Annotated in this window: 18 protein-coding genes; 8 read left to right on the top strand and 10 right to left on the bottom strand. The window is 66.3% G+C overall.

From position 1 onward, the window contains the following. Window positions 1–82: 82 nt before the first annotated feature. Genes C722_RS0106160 through C722_RS0106150 form a run of 3 tightly spaced genes read right to left on the bottom strand, consistent with a single transcriptional unit; the run spans window position 83 to window position 1,985 of the window. A complete protein-coding gene (locus C722_RS0106160; protein WP_017639667.1) occupies window positions 83–748 on the bottom strand; it encodes an aspartate/glutamate racemase family protein in 666 nt (221 codons plus the stop codon). 49 nt (window positions 749–797) lie between these two features. Further along, window positions 798–1,271: a ribonuclease E activity regulator RraA gene (rraA, locus tag C722_RS0106155; RefSeq protein ID WP_017639666.1), complete on the bottom strand. Its 474-nt coding sequence runs from the start codon at window positions 1,269–1,271 to the stop codon at window positions 798–800. 30 nt (window positions 1,272–1,301) lie between these two features. Next, window positions 1,302–1,985: a TerC family protein gene (locus C722_RS0106150; protein WP_017639665.1), complete on the bottom strand. Its 684-nt coding sequence runs from the start codon at window positions 1,983–1,985 to the stop codon at window positions 1,302–1,304. Between the two features lie 232 nt (window positions 1,986–2,217). On the opposite strand from C722_RS0106150, the gene acnA reads away from it, so the two are divergent. From acnA to C722_RS0106110, 8 genes are all read left to right on the top strand, one after another. After that, entirely contained in the window at window positions 2,218–4,905 is a 2,688-nt protein-coding gene (gene acnA / locus C722_RS0106145) for an aconitate hydratase AcnA (protein ID WP_017639664.1), read from the top strand. 220 nt (window positions 4,906–5,125) lie between these two features. Continuing rightward, window positions 5,126–5,869, top strand: coding sequence for an acetoacetyl-CoA reductase (gene phbB / locus C722_RS0106140; RefSeq protein ID WP_017639663.1), 744 nt, complete (start codon window positions 5,126–5,128; stop codon window positions 5,867–5,869). Window positions 5,870–5,937: 68 nt separating this feature from the next. Then, window positions 5,938–7,275 carry a CitMHS family transporter gene (locus C722_RS0106135; protein ID WP_017639662.1) on the top strand — a complete coding sequence of 446 codons (1,338 nt, stop codon included), beginning with the start codon at window positions 5,938–5,940 and terminating at the stop codon, window positions 7,273–7,275. A 141-nt stretch (window positions 7,276–7,416) separates the two neighbouring features. Then, window positions 7,417–8,337 (top strand): GntR family transcriptional regulator, encoded by a 921-nt coding sequence (locus tag C722_RS0106130; protein ID WP_017639661.1) that lies wholly within the window; start codon window positions 7,417–7,419, stop codon window positions 8,335–8,337. Window positions 8,338–8,561: 224 nt separating this feature from the next. Next, complete coding sequence (locus C722_RS0106125; protein WP_017639660.1) at window positions 8,562–9,632, top strand: isocitrate/isopropylmalate dehydrogenase family protein; 1,071 nt, start codon at window positions 8,562–8,564, stop codon at window positions 9,630–9,632. Window positions 9,633–9,698: 66 nt separating this feature from the next. Beyond that, window positions 9,699–10,970: a 3-oxo-tetronate kinase gene (gene otnK / locus C722_RS0106120; RefSeq protein ID WP_017639659.1), complete on the top strand. Its 1,272-nt coding sequence runs from the start codon at window positions 9,699–9,701 to the stop codon at window positions 10,968–10,970. A 19-nt stretch (window positions 10,971–10,989) separates the two neighbouring features. Beyond that, window positions 10,990–11,886 carry a LysR family transcriptional regulator gene (locus C722_RS0106115; protein WP_017639658.1) on the top strand — a complete coding sequence of 299 codons (897 nt, stop codon included), beginning with the start codon at window positions 10,990–10,992 and terminating at the stop codon, window positions 11,884–11,886. Between the two features lie 28 nt (window positions 11,887–11,914). Beyond that, window positions 11,915–12,976: an AbrB family transcriptional regulator gene (locus tag C722_RS0106110; protein ID WP_017639657.1), complete on the top strand. Its 1,062-nt coding sequence runs from the start codon at window positions 11,915–11,917 to the stop codon at window positions 12,974–12,976. Window positions 12,977–13,048: 72 nt separating this feature from the next. Here C722_RS0106110 and C722_RS0106105 read toward each other — a convergent pair whose 3' ends face one another. The 7 genes from C722_RS0106105 to C722_RS0106075 form a co-directional block, all read right to left on the bottom strand. Further along, on the bottom strand, window positions 13,049–13,783 hold the full coding sequence (locus C722_RS0106105; RefSeq protein ID WP_017639656.1) for a transporter substrate-binding domain-containing protein: 735 nt from the start codon (window positions 13,781–13,783) through the stop codon (window positions 13,049–13,051). Between the two features lie 18 nt (window positions 13,784–13,801). Then, window positions 13,802–15,118, bottom strand: a complete 1,317-nt coding sequence (locus tag C722_RS0106100) for an MFS transporter (RefSeq protein ID WP_017639655.1) — start codon at window positions 15,116–15,118, stop codon at window positions 13,802–13,804. A gap of 63 nt (window positions 15,119–15,181) precedes the next feature. Continuing rightward, complete coding sequence (locus tag C722_RS0106095; RefSeq protein WP_017639654.1) at window positions 15,182–16,225, bottom strand: lactonase family protein; 1,044 nt, start codon at window positions 16,223–16,225, stop codon at window positions 15,182–15,184. Between the two features lie 154 nt (window positions 16,226–16,379). Continuing rightward, window positions 16,380–16,565 carry a tautomerase family protein gene (locus tag C722_RS0106090; RefSeq protein ID WP_017639653.1) on the bottom strand — a complete coding sequence of 62 codons (186 nt, stop codon included), beginning with the start codon at window positions 16,563–16,565 and terminating at the stop codon, window positions 16,380–16,382. A 9-nt stretch (window positions 16,566–16,574) separates the two neighbouring features. Continuing rightward, the gene (locus C722_RS0106085) at window positions 16,575–16,994 is read right to left on the bottom strand and encodes a cupin domain-containing protein (protein WP_017639652.1); all 420 of its coding nucleotides are present in this window, start codon (window positions 16,992–16,994) and stop codon (window positions 16,575–16,577) included. Window positions 16,995–17,009: 15 nt separating this feature from the next. Then, window positions 17,010–18,380 carry an NAD-dependent succinate-semialdehyde dehydrogenase gene (locus tag C722_RS0106080; RefSeq protein ID WP_017639651.1) on the bottom strand — a complete coding sequence of 457 codons (1,371 nt, stop codon included), beginning with the start codon at window positions 18,378–18,380 and terminating at the stop codon, window positions 17,010–17,012. Window positions 18,381–18,760: 380 nt separating this feature from the next. Further along, window positions 18,761–19,723, bottom strand: a complete 963-nt coding sequence (locus C722_RS0106075; RefSeq protein WP_371099770.1) for an aliphatic sulfonate ABC transporter substrate-binding protein — start codon at window positions 19,721–19,723, stop codon at window positions 18,761–18,763. Window positions 19,724–19,741: the final 18 nt, after the last annotated feature.

The raw sequence follows: 19,741 nt of genomic DNA, 5'->3' as shown, positions 1-19,741 counted from the left end.
TAACTTTTGGTAAAGACAGAATTTATATAACCATATGCACGCAGATGCGGAACTGGGTGAGTGTTCGACCATTAGACCGGTCCTACCCTTCGAGCAGCTGCCGCAGCCGCCGCACGGCGCTGGTCGGCGTGGTAAGCACCGAGCCGCCCCAGGCGGCTTCGCTGGCCGATTGCGCGGCGGTCATGGAAAACTGCGCGAAGCAGAGCACGTCGTAGTCGCCGCGTAGCCGCTCTGCAGCCGCGGCGATAAGGGCGTCGTGGCGGGCCTGGTCACCCGCATGCAGGACTTCCAGCGCGCCTTCGCAGAGGATCGGTGTGATGTCCGCTGTCTGGCCACGGCGGCTTGCCTCGAGCTCGAAGTCGTTGACGATGGCCGCGCCCGCCGGACCGAAGGTGGTCAGGGCAGCGATGCGCCCGCCTTTGGCCAGGGCCTCCTGCACCATGGCCTCGTTGGGCTTGAGGACCGGCTTTTGATAACGGCGCTGGCAGGCTTCGATGGCATTGGAAAAGGCCGAGCAGGTAAAGAGCACGGCATCGGCCTGGGCGCGAAAGGCATGCTCGGCCAGGTCCTGGATGCGCTGGTCCAGCGCTGTCGTACTGCCGCCAGCGGTGCTGGCGTCTTTCGACAGCGAGTCGTCCCAGAGATCGAAGCGCAGCGCCTCGGGCCACCCCTGGGCGAAGGCTGCGTTGATGGGCTCGATGGCGATGCGGGTGGCGTGAATCAGAAAGATCCGTTTGGCGGCAGTCATGGCGAAAGCACTCGTGTAGGGCCGCCTGAACGGGGGCCGATAGGCGCACCTAGCGGGCGTCGAGAATGATCACGCCGTCGGCATCGGCATAGAGTTGATCACCACTGCGGATCGTCTGCCCAGCGAAGGTCACCGCCTCGCCGATCTGGCCTTCGTTGCGCTTGACCGATTTGCGCGGCGAGACGCCCAGGGCCTTGACCGCCAGCGGCAGCCCCGCCAGCACCGCCTTGTCGCGGACCTGGCCATAGATGAGCGCACCGGCCCAGCCGTTCTTCACCAGGTCCTCGGCGATGATGTCGCCGAGCAGCGCGCAACGGTCGCTGCCACCACCATCAACCACCAGCACGCGTCCCTCGCCCGGCTGCTGGCTCAATTCCTTGATCCGCGAGTTGTCCTCGAAGCACCTGACCGTCAGCGCCGGTCCGGCGAAATCGGTGCGACCGCCCAGGTCCTGGAAGATCGGCTGCAGGACTCGCGCCTGGTCGCCATGCTCGTCGCACAGGTCAGTGGTCTTGAAGGTCATGGTGTTGCTCCTTGGTGGTCGAAAGATCGGTCAGGCCGTAACCGTTCGCCGTGCCAGTAGCTGGCCAGTCACGAGCACGATGAGGACGCCGGCGACGCCGGCCGCATAGGGAACCCAGTGCAGGTCTCCGGTACCGAGCCAAGCCTGCAGGAGTTCGTCGCTGGCGATCAGCTTGCCAGCGATCCAGCCGAGCAGGGCCGCCCCGGCCATGACCAGCCAGCGGAAGCGTTCCATCAGGCGCAGGATGAGCTGGCTGCCGAAGATGATGATGGGGATGCTGATGAGCACTCCGGTGACGGCCAGGCCCAAATGGCCCTGGGCTGCGCCGGCCACGGCGATGACGTTGTCCAGACTCATCACCACATCGGCCACCATGATGATCCAGATGGCCTGGCCCAGGGTGGTACCGGCCTTGACGTCGGCCTCGTCGTTCTCGGGCACCAGCAACTTGATGCCGATCCACAGCAGCAGCACGCCGCCCACCACCTTGAGCAGTGGCCAGCCCAGCACGTAGCTGGCGACGAACAGCAGCAGGATGCGCAGGATCACGGCACCCGCCACCCCGCCCAGGATGGCCTTGCGGCGTTGCGCTTCCGGCAGACGCCGACAGGCCAGGGCGATCACCACGGCGTTGTCGCCGCCGAGCAGGATATCGATGATGACGATCTGGAGCAGACTGGTCAGGAAGACCGGATCGGACAGGGCGGTAAGCAAGGTGGACCTCGTCTATTTAGGAGCTGACGTCCCTTGGGCAGCAACAGCCCGTAATGATTTCAGGTCACTATTATTGTCTTTTATATCAATACAGGACAATATTGGCCATGCCTGAATTCCAGCGTTCGCCGACCGAGAACGCTGCGTTAGCCAGATACCAATTTCGAGTGACTGCCAGCTTTCCTAGCATGGCGCTCACCCCCACGATCACGACAACTAGACCGGACAGCCCATGAAGTTTGCCCTGGATTCCACCTACACCGGCCAGCTCACCCTCGGCGACCGGCATTACGCCTATGTCGACCTCAAGCGTCTGTTCGACGCCGACACCCTGGCGCGCCTGCCCTACTCCCTGCGTCTGCTGGTGGAAAACGTCGCCCGCTGCTTTCCGGAGGCGCTACCGCCGGTATTGGCCCGTGCCCGTGGTGAAGGCCCGCCGTGCGAAGCGCCCTTCCTGCCCAACCGCCTGATGTTCCACGACACCACCTGCCTGCCCGCCCTGGCCGACTTCGCCGGCATGCGCGACATGGTGGCCGAACTGGGCGGCGATCCGAGCCGGATGAATCCACGCATCCCGGCGGTGCTGACCATCGACCACTCGGTGATCGTCGAACGCTTCGCCGAGCCGGACGCGGTGGAAGCCAATCTGAACATCGACTACCGCCGCAACACCGAGCGCTACCAGTTCATCAAGTGGGCGCAGAAAAGCCTGGACAACTTCAAGGTGGTTCCACCGGGCACCGGCATCATCCACCAGGTCAACATGGAGTCCCTGGGCACCGTGGTCTGGGAAAGCGAGACCAGCGACGGCCAACCGCTGCTGCACCCGGACGACATGGTCGCCACCGACAGCCATACGCCGATGATCAACGCCATCGGCATCCTCGGTTGGGGCGTGGGCGGTCTGGAAGGCCAGGCGGCCATGCTGGGCGAGCCGGTACCGATCAGTTTTCCCGAGGTCATCGGTATCCGTGTGACCAATGCGCTACGTCCGGGAGTGACCGCCACTGACCTTTCCTTGAAAGTCACCCAGTTGCTGCGCCAGCGCGGCGTGGTGGGCAAGTTCGTCGAGTTCTGCGGACCGGGCCTGTCGGGCCTGAGCTGGGCCGCCCGCGGCACCCTCTCCAACATGGCACCGGAATACGGCGCGACCGTGGTGTTCTTCCCCTTCGATACGGTGACCATGGAGTACCTCGAGCTCACTGGCCGCACCCCGGAGCTGCGCGAGCGGGTCGCGGCCTACCTGGAAGCCCAGACCCTGTGGCGCCACGACAGCGATCCCGAGCCGGTCTTCACCGAGGTCATTCCGCTGGACCTCGCCAGCATCGAGCCCAGCGTGGCCGGTCCGCACCAGCCGCACCAATGGCAACCGCTGGCCAAAGCCCGCGACTCCTTTCGAGCCGAGGTGCCGACCAACCCGGACGCCGGTCTGATCGCGCGTTCCACCGGAGCTACGGCGGACTACTTCGAGCCGAGCTTCGGCCAGCCGCTGACCCATGGTGCCATATCCATCGCCGCCATCACCAGCTGCACCAACACCGCCAACCCGAGCCAGATGATCCAGGCCGGACTCCTGGCGCGAAGGGCGCGCGAACGTGGCCTCACCCGCAAGCCCTGGGTAAAGACCTCGCTCTCCCCTGGCTCTCGCGTGGTGGCGGACTACCTGCGCGAGGCCGATCTGCTGAGCGACTTCGCCGCCCTCGGTTTCGACCTGGCCGGCTTCGGCTGCATGACCTGCATCGGCAACTCGGGCACCTTCGAAGCCCACATGGAAGCCTTCGCCGACCAGGGCCTGAAGACAGTGGTGGTGCTCTCGGGCAATCGCAATTTCGAAGGTCGGGTCAATCCCAAGGCGCAGTTCGGTTACCTCGCCTCGCCGGCCCTGGTGGTCGCCTATGCCCTGGCGGGCAGCATCGACGTCGATCTCGAACAGGCCGTGCTGGGGCTGGATCAAGCCGGTCAGCCCGTCTACCTACGCGATCTGCTGCCGGGCGATGACGAGGTCCAGGCGCTGGTCCGCGAGACAGTGCGCCCGGAATTGTTCCGCCAGCGCAACACCACTCTCTGGGAAGGGACCCACCACTGGCAGGCGTTGTCCGCCGAAGGCAGCGTGCGCTTTCCCTGGTCGCCCAGCTCGACCTATCTGCGCCGGCCGATCTATCTGCAGGGGATCACCCCAGAGCCGCCCACGTCGTTGGCCGTGCGCGACGCCCGCACGCTGATGGTGCTGGGCGACAACATCACTACCGACCACATCTCGCCCGCCAGTGCCATCCCCCTGGACAGCCCGGCGGGCCGTTGGTTGGTCGCCCATGGCGAGGCGCCGGAAGACCTCAACCAGTATTCGACCCGGCGCAGCAATCACGAGGTGATGATGCGCGGTGCCTTCGTCAACCGCGCGGTGAAGAATCGCCTGCTGCCGGCGCATCCGGGCCAGGGCGGCTGGGCGCGGGCGGCCGACGGCGAGGTGCTGCCGGTGTACGACGCCGCCCTCAGCTGGGTCCGCCAGGGCACGCCGCTGGTGGTGTTCGCCGGCCTCAACTACGGCGCCGGCTCCAGTCGCGACTGGGCGGCCAAGGCGCAGGCTACCCTGGGCGTCAGGCTGGTGGTGGCGCAGAGCTTCGAGCGCATCCACCGCAGCAACCTGATCGGCATGGGCATCTTCCCGGTGCGCTTCCCCGCCGGGCAGGGCGCCGAAAGCCTGCGCCTGAGCGGTGACGAGCGTTTGGACTTCGCCGGCCTGGATGAACTGCAGGTAGGCATCAACCTCATCAGGCTGCAGATCACCCGCCCGGATGGCCAGAGTGACAGCGTCACCCTGGAACTGCCGCTGGATTCCAACCAGGAGATCCTCTACCTGCGCCAGGGCGGCATCCTGCCCTACGTGATCCGCAAGACCCTGAGCGAAGGACGGATGTGAATCCAGGGCCTCGCTAGCTCGAGGCCGAAACGCCCAAACCCACCGAAAGCTACCGAAAGCTACCGAAAGCTACCGAAAGCTACCGAAAGCTACCGAAAGCTACCGAAAGCTACCGCCCATCATCATAATTGTATCTTGTGTATTTACAAGACAATTCGATTCGTCTTACCGTGCCTTATACGGCTCACGCCCGACAAGAACGACAACAGGAGAGCTACACATGAGCAAGCGCATCGCCTTCGTCACCGCCGGTATGGGCGGATTGGGAACCGCCGTCTGCCAACGCCTGGCTCGGGACGGCTTCACCGTCATCGCCGGCTGCGGTCCGGACTCACCGCTCAAGGCCGACTGGCTGGAACAGCAACGCAAGCTGGGCTTCGACTTCATTGCGGCCGAAGGGAACGTCGCTGACTGGGAATCCACTCGTGCTGCCTTTGCCAAGATTCGCGACGAGGTCGGCCCCGTCGATGTCCTGGTCAACAACGCCGGTACCGCCTGCAACGTGGTGTTCCGCGACATGCAACCGGGTGACTGGCAGACGGTGATCGATACCAACCTCAACTCCCTGTTCAACGTCACCCGCCAGGTGATCGATGGCATGACCTCCCGCGGCTGGGGACGGATCATCAACATCTCCTCGGTCAACGCCCAGCTCGGTCAGGTCGGCCAGGTCAACTATTCCACCGCCAAGTCGGCGATCCGCGGCTTCACCCGCGCCCTGGCCCGCGAGCTGGCGGCCCGCGGGGTCACGGTCAACACCGTCTCGCCCGGCTACATCGCCACGCCACGGCTCAAGGCCCTGACCCGCACCGAACTCATGGATCGCATCGTCCACGAGATCCCCATGCGCCGCCTGGGCACGCCGGAAGAGATCGCCTCCATGTGCTCCTGGCTGGCGTCGGACGAATCGGCCTTCGCCACCGGCGCGGACTTCTCCCTCAATGGCGGTCTCCACATGAGCTGATCGCCACTCCGCCACCGAACACAACGACAACCACAACAAAAGTTGTATTTTGGAACCAGGAGATACAGATGCTCTCTCTGCTCGGCTATGGAATGATCGTGACCTTCATGGTGCTGATCATGACCAAGCGGCTGCCGCCCTTGGTGGCCTTGACCATCATCCCCATCATCTTCGCCATCATCGGCGGCTTTGCACCGGAGATGGGGCCGATGATGATCGATGGCCTGCGCAAGGTCGCACCCACCGCCATCATGGTGATGTTCGCCATCCTCTATTTCGGCCTGATGTTCGATACCGGGCTGTTCGATCCCATCATCCGCACCTTCATCAAGCTGATCAAAGGCGATCCCGCGAAGGCCGTGCTCTTCGCTACCCTGCTGGCCGGCATGGTGTCCCTGGACGGCGACGGTTCCACCACCTACATGATCACCCTGACCGCCATGCTGCCGCTGTTCCGCCGCCTGCGGCTGAATCCGCTGATCCTGCCTTGCGTGGTCATCCTCGCTGCCAGCGTCACCAACCTGCTGCCCTGGAGCGGACCCATGGCCCGGGTCGCCGCGGCACTGCAGGTGGAAACCAGCCAGCTGTTCATCCCGCTGATCCCGCCGATGATCGTCAGCTTCATCGGAGTCCTGGCGCTGGCCTTCTGGTTGGGGTTGCAGGAGCGGCGCCGTCTGGGCCTGCTGGTGGCACCGGGCGGCAATCCGCTGCGCGCGACGGGCATGGACGAAGACATGGGTGATCTGCTCACGCTGAGCGACGAGAACGCCGAACTGCGCCGGCCCAAGCTGTTCTGGTTCAATGCCCTGCTCACCTTGGCGCTGATGACCTGCCTGGTGATCGAACTGCTGCCACTGCCGATCCTATTCATGGTCGCCTTCTGCATTGCCCTGACCATCAACTACCGGCAGATGGACGACCAGCGTCGGCGCATCTCGGCCCATGCCCCCGCGGCCCTGACGCAGATCTCGATCTTCATCGCCGCTGGCATCTTCGCCGGCATCCTCTCCGGGACCGGCATGGTCAAGGCCATGTCCGGCTCGCTGCTCTGGGCCCTGCCGGAGAGCTGGGGCAACTACCTGGCGCCCATCACCGCGCTGCTGAGCATTCCCGGCACCTTCTTCATGTCCAACGACGCCTTCTACTATGGCGTACTGCCGGTGCTGGCCCATGCGGCCGAAGCCTATGGCATAGGCGCGGCAGAGATCGGCCGGGCTTCGCTGATCGGGCAGCCGGTGCACCTGCTCAGTCCGCTGGTGGCGTCCACCTATCTGCTGGTGGGCCTGGCCGGAGTCGAGTTCAGCGATCACCAGAGATACACCATGAAATGGGCGTTCGCCCTGAGCTTTCTGCTCATGGCGGTCTCCATGGCGCTGGGGCTGTTCCCGCTCTACTCGGCCCGCTGACGGTCTCGGCGACGGTGCATCCGGCGCCGTCGCCCGCTCCGGAGGGCCGTGGTTATGGTAACGTCAGGGCGCTCCGCCAGACCCGGCTGGCCAACCTCTTCCGTACCTGCGCTCCGGTACCCGTCGTCCAGAAGACTCCCGATGAAAAAAGACCTCGCCGAACAACTCGCCCCGCGCATCATCGATCTTGCCCGTGCCCGCTCGATGAAGGCCGGTGATCCGTTGCGCGAAGAGGCCTTCGCCAAGGAACTGGGCGTTTCCCGCTCGCCGGTACGACGGGGCTTCGCCTTGCTGGAACAATTGGGCCTGGCGCGCAAGGAGCCCAATCGCGGCTTCTTCCTCACCCGCAACGCCACCACCATCGAGCAGGCCGCCCTGCCCAGCGAGGACGATCCCTATGAGGAGCTCTACCTGCGGGTGGTGGACGACATGCTGCGTGGCGACATCCGCAGCAGCTTCTTCGAGGCCGAGTTGCTGCGGCGCTACCAGATCCCTCGCGGCCAGTTGCTCAAGGTGCTCAACCGCCTGGCCAGCGAGGCCATGATCGAACGCCGCCCCGGCCAGGGGTGGGAGATCAATACTTTCCTGCATGACAGCGAAGCCCATATCCAGAGCTATCGCTTCCGCATGGCCATCGAGCCCTTCGCCCTGCGCGAGCCGGGCTATCGCATCGACAAGCGCGCCTTCGCCCAGGCCCGCCAGCGGCAGCAACGATTGCTGGACGGGGAGCTGTTCACCCTGTCCCGCGCCCAGCTGTTCGAGATCGGCTCCAGCTTCCACGAATTGCTGGTGCGCTGCTCGGGCAATGTCTTTCTACTCGAAGCCATCCGCCGGCAGAATCAGCTGCGTCGCTTCATGGCCTACCGCTCCAACGTCGAACGCTCGCGGCAGATCGGCCAGAGTCAGGAACACCTGCATATCCTCGACCTGCTCGAAGGCGGCAGTCGCGAAGAAGCGGCGCTCTTCCTGCACCAGCATCTCGACGTGGTCAGCCGGCTCAAGGCCGCCCAAGACCGCCAGCTGGAAGCCGCCGAAGAAGACGCGGCAAAGCAGCCAGCCTGATTCGCCCGCGCGCCTGACCCTCAATGCCCCTGCACGCCCGTCACCCATACGGGCGCTGAGCCCACACGTTCGCCAGGCACGAATCGATGTCGCCTTTTTTGTCCTGCACCGTTGCGTGAATTGTTTTTAGATGACATAAAGTACAAATCGTCCTGCCCAAGTTGTGACCTCCTCAGGCTCAGCCATCAGGCCGACGTCCCCACAGAATCTACAAGGAGAAAACAATGCGTATTCTGGTCCTGCCCTGCGACGGTATCGGTCCCGAAATCATCCAAGCATCCATGTCCGTGCTGGATGTCGCCAACGAAAAGTTCGGCCTGGGATTGACCTTCGATTACGACGACGTCGGCTTCACCAGCCTGGAGAAGCACGGCATTACCCTGCGTGACGAGACCCTGGAAAAGGCCAAGACCTACGATGGCGTGATCCTTGGCACCCAATCCCACGCCGACTACCCGGCGCCCGAAAAAGGCGGTCGCAACGTCTCTGCCGGCTTTCGCATCGGCCTCGATCTCTATGCCAACGTGCGCCCGGCGCGCACCCGGCCGTTCCTCGCCTCCAACATGAGGGAAGGCAAGAGCATGGACCTGGTGATCATGCGCGAGGCCACCGAAGGCTTCTATCCGGATCGCAACATGAGCCGCGGCTGGGGCGAGGTGATGCCCTCCCCGGACATGGCGCTGTCCACCCGCAAGATCACCCGTCACTGCAGCGAGCGTATCGCGCGCCAGGCCTTCGAGCTGGCGATGAAGCGCCGGCGCAAGGTCACCGCCATTCACAAGGCCAACAGCTTCCACATGACCGACGGCCTGTTCCTGGAATGCGTGCGCAACGTGGCCAAGGAATTCCCCGAGGTGCAGCTCGACGATCTGCTGGTGGACGCCTCCACCGCGCACCTGGTGCGCAACCCCGAGCGCTTCGACGTGCTGGTGGCCACCAACTTCTATGGCGACATCATCAGCGACCTGGCCAGCGAACTCTCCGGCAGCCTGGGCCTCGCCGGCTCCATCATGGCGAGCAACATCCACTGCTGCGCCCAGGCCCAGCATGGCTCGGCGCCGGATATCGCCGGTCAGGACAAGGCCAACCCGGTGTCGATGATCCTGTCCATCGGCATGATGCTGCACTGGATGGGCGAGCACCGTGGCAATGCCAAGCTGCAGGAAGCGGCCGCGGCGATCGACCAGGCGGTGGACAAGGTGCTGGAGGATCCGGCCAAGCGCACCGCCGACCTGGGTGGCAGCCTGGGCTGCGCCGCCTTCGGCCAGGCAGTGGCCCAGGTCCTGCGCGGCTGAGGTCATACCCGCCTCTCCGGGGCGTGCGCGCCCCAGAGCCCCCTGACAAGAACAAGGAGAATCTCCATGGCCACGCCGCTCCTGGGCTGCATCGCCGACGACTTCACCGGCGGTACCGACCTCGCCAGCACCCTGGTGGCCCAGGGCATGCGCACCGTTCAGGTACTGGGCGTGCCGGACGGTCCCCTGCCCAGCGACGTCGACGCCGTGGTGGTCGCCCTCAAGACCCGTACCCTGCCTGCCGCCGAAGCGGTCGCCGAGTCTCTGGCGGCTCTGGCCTATCTGCGCGCGCTGGGGTGCCGTCAATTCTTCTTCAAGTATTGCTCTACCTTCGATTCCACCGCGGCCGGCAACATCGGACCGGTCGCCGATGCCCTGGCCGGTGCCCTGGGCGCCACGTTGAGTATCGCCTGCCCCGCTTTTCCCGAAAACGGCCGGACGCTCTACCTCGGCCAGCTGTTCGTCGGCGACCAGCCCCTGGCCGAGTCGGGCATGCGCCACCATCCGCTGACCCCCATGACCGACAGCAACCTGGTGCGGGTACTACAGGCACAAACACCCCATCCCGTCGGCCTGGTACGCCTGCCCCAGGTGCGTCAGGGCAGCGCAGCCCTGGCCACGGCCCTGGCCGACCTCCAGGCGCAGGGCGTTCGCCATGCCATCGTCGACGCCATCGACAACGCCGACCTGCACGCCATAGGTGCAGCCGTGGCGGATCATCCACTGGTCACCGGGGGTTCCGGCGTGGCCCTGGGGCTGCCGGCCAACTTCCGCCGCCGCGGCCTGCTGGCCGCCCATGCCGAAGCATCAGCCCTGCCCGCTGCACCCGGTCTGGCTGCCGTGCTGTCGGGCAGCTGTTCCACCGCGACCCGCGGCCAGGTGGCCCTCTGGCTAGAGCACCGCCCTGGCTTCCGCCTCGATCCGCTGGCCCTGGCCACGGGCGACGATCAGGTCGGTGCCGCGCTCGCCTGGGCCGAAGCGCGCCTGGCTACCGGGCCGGTGCTCATCTATGGCAGTGCCGACCCCGAAGAGGTGCGCAAGGCCCAGGCACAGCTGGGCGTGGAGCGCGCCGGCCAGTTGGTGGAAGACGCCCTGGCCCGCATCGCCCAGGGCCTGCACACGCGTGGCGTGACGCGGCTGGTGGTGGCCGGCGGCGAAACCTCGGGGGCGGTGGTCAAGGCCCTGGCGATCGCCAGCCTGCGCATCGGTGCGCCCATCGCCCCGGGCGTACCCTGGACCCTGGGCAGCGGCGCCCGGGGGGACATCGCCCTGGCGCTCAAATCCGGCAACTTCGGCACGCCGGACTTCTTCGAACGGGCCCTGGCCGTCGCCCCCTGACCCCTTGCGAGGATCGCCCATGAGCGGCTCTGCGCCCCGCTACGATCTGGTCAGCCTGAACGTCTTTCGGGTGGTGGCCCAGGAGCGTAACGTCACCCGCGCCGCGCGGCTCTGCCATCTGGCGGTCTCCGCCGTGAGCAAGAGAATCAGCGAGCTGGAAGACCAGGTCGGGGTGCCGTTGTTCATCCGCCACGCCCGCGGCATGGGGCTCACCCCCGCCGGCGAGACCATGCTGCATTACGTCGAGCGGGTGCATGGCGATCTGCGCCTCATGCAATTGGAACTCAACGAGCACGGCAGCGGCGCCACCGGCCATATCCGCCTGCAAGCCATCACCTCGGCGCTGACCAATCATCTGACCCCCGATCTTGCCAGCTTCATGAGCCTTTATCCGCGGGTGGATTTCGACATCGAGGAGCGTGTGGGCAGCAGCATCGTCCAGGCGGTGGCGGAAGGCCGGGCGGATGTGGGCATCGTCGCGGCCGATACCGCCGCCCTAGACCTGGAGACCTTCGCCTATCGCCGCGAGCGACTGGTGGTGATTGCCGCTGCGGATCATCCTCTGGCCGGACGTGACCGGGTAAGCTTCGCCGAGACCCTGGATCACGAATTCATCGGCCCTCACGTGGAAAGCTCGATGAACGCCCTGCTCTCGCGCCAGGCGGCGCTGCTCCAGCGCGGCATCCGTCAACGCGTGCGCATCAGCAGCTTCGAGGCCATGTGCCGGCTGGCGGCGATTCGCCTGGGCCTGTGCGTGCTGCCCGAGTCCATCGTGCGGCCTTATCTCAAGCCGATGAAACTGGTGGCCCTGGAGCTGGACGAAGCCTGGGCCAGCCGCGCCATCGTCGTGGTGGTGCGACGCTATAGTGCGCTGTCACCGGTGGCCAAGGCTTTTGTCGGTCATCTGCGTCCCTGAACCCTGCAACCGGATCCTGTACCACGCCATGTCGACCTCCCGCTTCGCCCCTGGCCCCTGGTGGCCCACTCCCTTCGTCGGCCTGCTCGGCGGCTGGCTCGCCAGCCTGGTGCACTGGCCGTTGCCCTGGATCACCGGCGCCTTGATCGCGGTGACCCTCTGTCGCTGCCTCGGCTGGCGCATCACCGCCATTCCCCACGGTCGCCCCGCCGGGCAATGGCTGATCGCCACGGCCATCGGCCTGCACTTCACCCCGGCGATACTGACCGAGGTCGTCAGGCACCTGCCGCTGATGGCCTTGGCGGCCATCGCCACCCTGGTACTCGCACTTGTCGGCATCACCGTCGTGCAACGCCTGGGCACGGAACCCAAGACCGCCTTCTTCGCCTTCATGCCAGCCAACTTCGCCGAGATGATCAATCTGGCCGAACGCCACGGCGCCGATGCACCCAAGGTCGCCGCCGCCCATACCCTGCGGCTGGTGATCATCGTGCTGGTGGTGCCGCCGGCCATGCTCTGGGGCGTCCCCGGTATCGCCCAGGCCGCCCATGTCCCACCGCCGCCGGACTGGCGCTGGCTGGCCCCGCTGCTGGCGGCCGGCCTGGTGGCGGCCCTGGCCTGGAAGCGTCGCGGCTGGCCCAACCCCTGGATGTTCGGCCCCCTGGCGCTGTGCTGCCTGGTCACCGCCTCCAGCGGCCTGGTCACCAGCCTGCCGCCGACGCTGAGCCACCTGGCCCAGGTGCTCATCGGCGTCACCCTGGGGTGTCACTTCGACCGCGCCTTCTTTCGCCGCTCGCCGCGCTTTCTGCTGCTGGCAACCCTCTACACCCTGCTCTGCCTGGTCGCCACCTTCCTGATCGCCTGGTTGCTGGCCCAGGTGTTCGCCCTGCCCTTCACCACCCTGGGCCTGGGCATGACGCCGGGTAGCACCACCGAGATGTACCTGACGGCCGAGGCCCTGGGGCTGGGCGTAGGCACCGTCACCGCCATGCAGATCCTGCGGCTGGTGGTGGTGATGGCGGTGGCCGAACCGCTCTATCGGCGCTGGTGCGCACGCTCGGTCGAGCCGGTGACCAGGGAATCGCCCTAGCGCCGGCTGAGACGGTGCGGCGACCGCTGGACCTGGCTACGGGTACGTGCCCGCAGCCAGGTCCAGCCGATGTCAGGCGTTCAATGCGGGCCCGACCCGTGCCTCGGACTGACCGCTGGCGGCCAGTTCGCGGGCGACGAAGCCATTGCGGATCTGCTCGTCGAGAAAATCCCGGACGAAGGCCGCGCCGGCGCTGCGCCCCTTGGGCACGGCCATGGCCTGACGGATTTCGGTAAAGCTGTCGGCCAGCACCCGATAGCCGGCGTGAGCCCGGGCATAGGCCTCAAGCGGTTGGCGCACGCCGGCGGCGGCGTCCAGGCCCTGATCGACGAACCAGTCCACCGCCGCCGCCGAGGTCGGCGCCCGCACCAGTTCGGCCTGGGTCAGGGTGCGGCTCAGGTAGAGGTCGTAGGCGGCGCCCTGCCCCACGGCGATGCGGCGGTCGGCCCGATCCAGCTCGGCCACGCCCTGGGCGGGATCGGCGTCCTGCAGCAGATAGGTGCCCTCGATGATGACGTAGGGATGGCTGAAGTCGATCTGCGCCGCCCGCACCGGTTCGATGGCCAAGAAGGCCAGGTCCCAGGCCTCGTCTTCGAGGGCGGCGAAGACCTTGCCGGCGGCGTCGTAGGTGCTGAACTGCACGGGCACGCCCAGGCGCTCGGCCAGGGCGTGGGCCAGGGCCGCGGAGACCCCGGCCGGCTGGCCATCGGCGCCGCGCTGCGCCAGCACCGGATTGCCGTAGTTGATCGCCGTCCGCAATGCGCCCTGGGGGGCGAGGTCCGCGAGTACCGCTGAGCTGGGGGTCATGGGAGAACTCCTTGGAGGTCAGGTGGTGACCGCGGCGGCGCGGGTATCGTCGTCGCCACGGTCGAGACGGATCAGCAGGGTCATGATGAAGGCGATCGCCAGCAGCGCACTGAGAAACAGCAGGCCCGCCGAGGCGCTCTGGGTATTGCCCTTCACCATGCCGATCATGAAGGGTCCGACAAAGCCGCCCAGGTTGCCAATGGAATTGATCACGGCGATGGATACCGCGGCCGTGGAGCGGCTGAGAAACAGTGTCGGCAGCGCCCAGAACGGCGACTTGAAGCTGTACAGGCCGGCCAGCGCCAGGCTGATTAAGCCGATCGCCAGGTAAGGATCGTGCACCAGGCCGGCACCCACCAGCGCCACCGCCGCGACCGCCAGCGGAATGGCCGAATGCAGACGCCGTTCGCCATGGCGATCCGAACGCCGCGACCAGGCGATCATCACCAGGGTGGCGACGATGTAGGGGATGGTGGCGATCAAGCCGATCTGGGTGTGGCTCAGCGCGGAGGAGAAGCCCTTGATGATCTGCGGCATCCAATAACCCACGCCCAGGCTGCCGCACTGGTAGACGAAGTAGATGAAGGCCAGATAGAGCACCTTGGGATTGCTCATGGCCTTGAGCGCGCCGAAATGCTTGACGTCCTTGCGCGCCTGGCGATCACGCTCCAGCTCGGCCAGCAGCCAGGCCTTTTCCTCGGTCGTCAGCCAGCGCGCCTGTTCGGGCCGATCGGTGAGGTAGAAATAGCACAGCACGCCGAGGAACACCGCCGGGATACCTTCCAGGAACAGCATCCAGCGCCAGCCACTCCAGCCCAGCCAGTGCACGTTGTCCATGATCCAGGTCGAGAGCGGCGCACCGATGATGTAGGGCACCGGGATCGCCGCGGTGAAGAGTGCCACCGTGGTGGCCAGTTCGCGGGAGCGAAACCAGTAGGTCAGGTAGACGATGATGCCGGGAAAGAAACCCGCCTCCGCGACACCTAGCAGGAAGCGCAGGACATAGAGGTGCATGGCGGTCTGGGCGAAGGCCGTGGCCGCGGCGATCACCCCCCAGGTGACCAGGATGCGCGCGATCCATACCCGCGCGCCAAAGCGTTCGAGCAAGAGGTTGCTCGGCACCTCGAACAGGAAGTAGCCGATGAAGAAGATACCCGAGACGAAGCCGAAGACTTCGCTGGACAGCGCCAGCTCGGCGTTCATCTGCAACGCCGCGTAGCCGATGTTGGCCCGATCCAGGTAGGAGACGATGTAGAGCAGGAAGACGAAGGGGATGATGCGCCAGGTCACCTTGCGGATGATGGCCTGCTCCCGGCTCACGGGGGTGGTGTTCATGATGGCCTCACAGGGCCGCGACGAGGCGGCCGATCTTGTTGTTGTAGGATGCGGCGGCGATCTTCAGCGGCTGAAGACCAGGCACACCGGGCTGCCGCAGCGCACCGCCGTGCCGGTGGGTTCGAGGATTCCCCGGGTCTCGTCGACCAGGAAGGTGACGATGCTGTCGCTGTCTTCGTTGAGGGCGAACAACTGGCGGCCATCCGGCGCCAGAGCGAAGGCGCGGGGCGTGCAGCCACCGCTCGCCAGGCTGCCGAGCGGCGTCGGCAGCCCGCTCTGGGGATCCAGCGCGAAGACCATCAGGCTGTCGTGGCCGCGATTGGAGGTGTAGAGCAGACGCCCGCTGCGATCCAGTTCGATGGCCGCCGCCCGGCTGTTGCCGGTGAAGCTGGCTGGCAGCGTCGAGTGGATGGCCAGGGGTTCGAGAACACCGGAGCGGGCATCGAAGGCATAGCTGGTGAGGGTCGAATCCAGCTCGTTGACCACATAGGCCCGCGGCAGGTGCGGATGGCAGACCAGGTGCCGTGGCCCCGCGCCCTCGCGGGTCGCCACCTCGGCCACCGGCACCAGGCGTCCGTCGTGAAAGGCGAAGCTGAAGATCCGGTCCAGTCCCTTGTCCGGCACCAGCACGAAGCGGCCACTGGGGTCGAAGGGATTGCAGTGGGGCTTGGCATGGGGTTGTTCCTGGCGATGCGGCCCGGGTTTGCCTTGCAGCTCCAGCAGCTGGACCAGTGGCTCCAGCCGTCCATCCGCCGCCACCGGCAGGACAGCGAGACTGCGACCGAGATGATTGCTCACCACCAGGTGGCGATCGTCCGGCGCCAGCGCCAGGTGCACGGGATTGCGACCGCCACTGGCTTGCTGGTTGAGCAGGGTCAGGCAACCGCTCTGCCGGTCGACCGCGAAGGCGCTGACGGCCTGCTCGTCGCCATGCACCGTATAGAGACGGTCACCCGCCCGATTGAGGGTCAGGTAGGACGGATTGATCAGGTCGCCGACCACCTGGACGAGGTCCAGCGCGCCCTGGGGCGTGACCCGGTAAACGCTGATCCCCTCCCCGCGGGCCTGGCGGGCGCGGGTGGTTCGGCTGCCGACATAGGCGTACATAGGGCTCTCCTGGCACCGACTGGAAGGGTCCGACGTCCGCGCCAAGGCAACCGTCCGACCCGCTTGCGCCACCTTAGGCAACCCGCTGCCCAGCGAAAATTGACCTTTGGCCAACGCAGCGTTCGTGCCTGGCGAACGCTTGCCAGCGCCCGTTTCAGCGTTCGCTGTAGGGCACTCCGCCGCGCGCCTTGTCTTCCGGCTCGGCCTCGACGATCTGCACGATGACACGGTCGGCAGCCACCCCGAAGCTATCCACCACCGCCTCGGTGATGTGCTTCATCAGCAACTTCTTCTGTTCGGCGCTACGACCCTTTACGGCGTGAACGATGATTTCCGGCATGACTATCTCCTAGGACTGGGTACGGTGTTCGGCGGCGATCGGGCGCGTCTCGCCCGTTTCCACCAGGGTGCGGGTGGCGTCAGCCGAGCCGTAGATCCAGAGGATCTTCATGGGCTCGGTCGCCGAGGCATTGCGAAAGCGATGGGGCACCCCGGCGGGGATATAGGTGACGTCCTGGGGTGCGAGGGCGAATTCCTGGCCGTCGATGTCGAAGATCGCCCGCCCCTCCACCAGCATCACGCTCTCTTCGCAATTGTGGAAATGGAAGGGAATCTGCGCCCCACCCTGGAATTCGGTGTAGCCGTTGATGAAGGTGCGCGCCCCCAGACCGGCGGTCACCAGCGGCGTGGTAGCAGCGCCACCGCCGCGGTCGTGCTTGGCGATGGCCTCGGGTTTGAGCAGCCAGGCAGCGGAATCGGTCTTGATCATTAAAGTCTTCTTGGGTCAGGACTGGGCGCCTTGCCAGACGGTCTTGACGTTGGTGAATTCGCGGATGCCCCACTCGCCCAGCTCCCGGCCATAGCCGGACTGCTTGATGCCGCCGAAGGGCACCCGTGGATCCGAGGCCACCAGGGCATTGATGAACACTGCGCCGGCCTCGAGGCGCCGGGCGAGCCGCTGGGCTTTCGCCAGGTCACGGGTCCAGAGGGCGGCGCCCAGGCCGAATTCGCTGGCGTTGGCGACGCGGATCGCCTCGTCTTCGTCGGCGATTCGGATGATCGCGGCCACCGGCCCGAAGGTCTCCTCGCGGGCCACGGTCATCTCCGGGGTCACCTGGTCGAGCACGGTGGGCGGATAGAAGAAGCCCGGCCCTGGAAGGGGCGTACCGCCCAGTACCAGGCGCGCGCCTTCGGCGAGACTGAGCGTCACCTGGCGCTGCAGATCCTCGCGCAGACCGGCGCGGGCCAGCGGACCGATCTGGGTGGCACGCTCCAGCGGATCGCCCAGCCGCAGGCTGGCGGCAGCGGTGGCGAAGGCCTCGGTGAAGGCATCGGCCACTGCCTCGGCGACGATGAAGCGCTTGGCGGAAATGCAGCTCTGACCAGCGTTGCCGAAGCGCGCCTTGACCGCCGTCTGCGCCGCCAGAGCCACGTCGGCATCGGCCAGTACGATGAAGGGGTCCGAGCCGCCCAGTTCCAGCACCTGCTTCTTCATTAGCGCGCCGGCCTGGCTGGCCACCTGCTGGCCGACCGCGGTGGAGCCGGTCAGGGTGACGGCAGCGATACGCGGATCGGCCAGCACGCCGGCCACGTCACGCGCGCCGATCAGCAGGGTCGCCACCAGGCCGGTGGGCAGGCCAGCCTCGGCGAACGCCTGCTCGAGCGCCAGGGCGCAGCCCGGCACGTTGCTGGCGTGCTTGAGAATGGCGCCATTGCCGGCGGCCAGCGCCGGTGCGGCGAAGCGGACGAACTGCCAGAACGGATAGTTCCAGGGCATCACCGCGAGCACCACACCCAGCGGATCGTAGACCACCCGGCTGTCGGCGGCGGCGCTGACCACCGGGGTATCGGCGAGAAAGCCAGGCGCCCGCTCGGCGTAGAACTCGCAGGTCAGCGCGGATTTCTCGATCTCCGCCTCGGCTTCCACCAACGGCTTGCCCATCTCGTTGACGATGAGCCGCGCATAGGTATCGCGACCGGCGCGCAAGATGGCGGCCAGGCGTACCAGAGCCGCGCAGCGCTCGGTGAGAGGACGCTCCGCCCATGACCGCTGCGCCGCGGCGGCCTGGGCCAGGCGCGCTTCGACCTGGGCCGGCGTGTGGGTGTAGTAGGTCGCGATGGCGGCCCCGGTGGCGGGGTTGATGACTTCGATCATGAACGAACTCCATGTGTTTTTTATTATAACGAAAGACAATAGTGGCGACGACTTTGAACAGCGCAGCCATGGCCCCCATGAAACCCAACTAGAGAACACACGGCTGTCAAACCATCATTGGTACTTTGTAATTACGTTATACCAACAGGATAAAGCGAGCAAGAGGTACTCGACCTGGTAGGCCCTGACCGAATAGGTACGGCGTCGATGAAGCCCTGCCAGACGCGCGAGCGCTCGCGTCCGGCACCCGGTGGTGGGCGCCAGGAGGCGTGGTTCAAATAGGCGTTTCCGACCGGAGCAGCTTGGCTTAGCGGGGCAAGGCACAAGGCCCGGCGTTGCTGGGCCTTGTCCTGAGTGAAAGCCTGATCAGCTCGGAGGGTTCACGGTGACGTCGGGGTCCAGAGCGCCACGGCGCTGGCGTCCACCGCGGTGGGCAGCAACCTGGCGGCGTGGAAGGCATCGGCGATGCGCTGCTGCTCGCCGAGGGCGGCGTGACTGACCGGCTGGACGTCATAGGTGCGGCGGCTGTTGGCCAGCTGCACGGTGGCCTCGTCCAGGCGGCCCCACTGCGGACCGAGGAGGCGTGCCGCCTCGGCGGGGTGTTGCTTCACCCACTGGCCGGTGCGCTGCAATTGGCCGAACACCAGGGCCAGCACCTCGGGATGGGCCTGGGCATAGGGGCTGGCGGCCAGGTAGTAGCGCTGGTAGCTGGCCAGGCCCTCGCCCGAGGCAAGGATGCGTACCTGCTGCTGACGCTGGGCGCTGGCGACGAAGGGCTCCCAGGTCACCCAGGCATCCACCTTGCCGTTCTCCAGGGCGGCACGACCGTCCGCTGGGGTGAGATAGGCCGGCTGGATGTCGGCAAAGGTCAGGCCGGCCTTCTGCAGGGCGGCGATCAGCAGGTAGTGGCTACCGGCGGCCTTGGTCACGGCGATGCGCTTGCCTTTGAGATCGGCGAGGCTCTGCAGCGGCGAGCCCTCCGGGACCAGGATGGCCTGGGCCTGGGGCGATGGCGTCTCCCGAGCGAAATAGGTGAGCTTGGCACCCGCCGCCTGGGCAAACACCGGCACGGTGTCGGCGACGTCGGCGGAGAGATCCACATTGCCCACGTTGAGGGATTCCAGCAGCGGCAGGCCGCTGGAGAACTCATGCCAGCTGACGGTGATGCCCCTGGCCGCCAGATCCCGCTCCAGGGTGCCCTGCTCCTTGAGCAGCACCAGCAGGGTGGAGGATTTCTGGTAGCCGATGCGCAGGGTGGTATCGGCCTGGGCGGCGTAGGCGAGGCTCAGCAGACCCAGGGCGAGCAGCCCCCAGCGGAAGCCTGAGCGGAACGAAAGGCGGATAGCGGCCATGAATTCCTC

This window comes from Pseudomonas sp. 313, assembly GCF_000316965.1.
Classification (GTDB): domain Bacteria; phylum Pseudomonadota; class Gammaproteobacteria; order Pseudomonadales; family Pseudomonadaceae; genus Chryseomonas; species Chryseomonas benzopyrenica.
The sequence above is the reverse complement of the archived record's forward strand: the minus strand, read 5'-3'. Positions and strand labels throughout refer to the sequence as shown.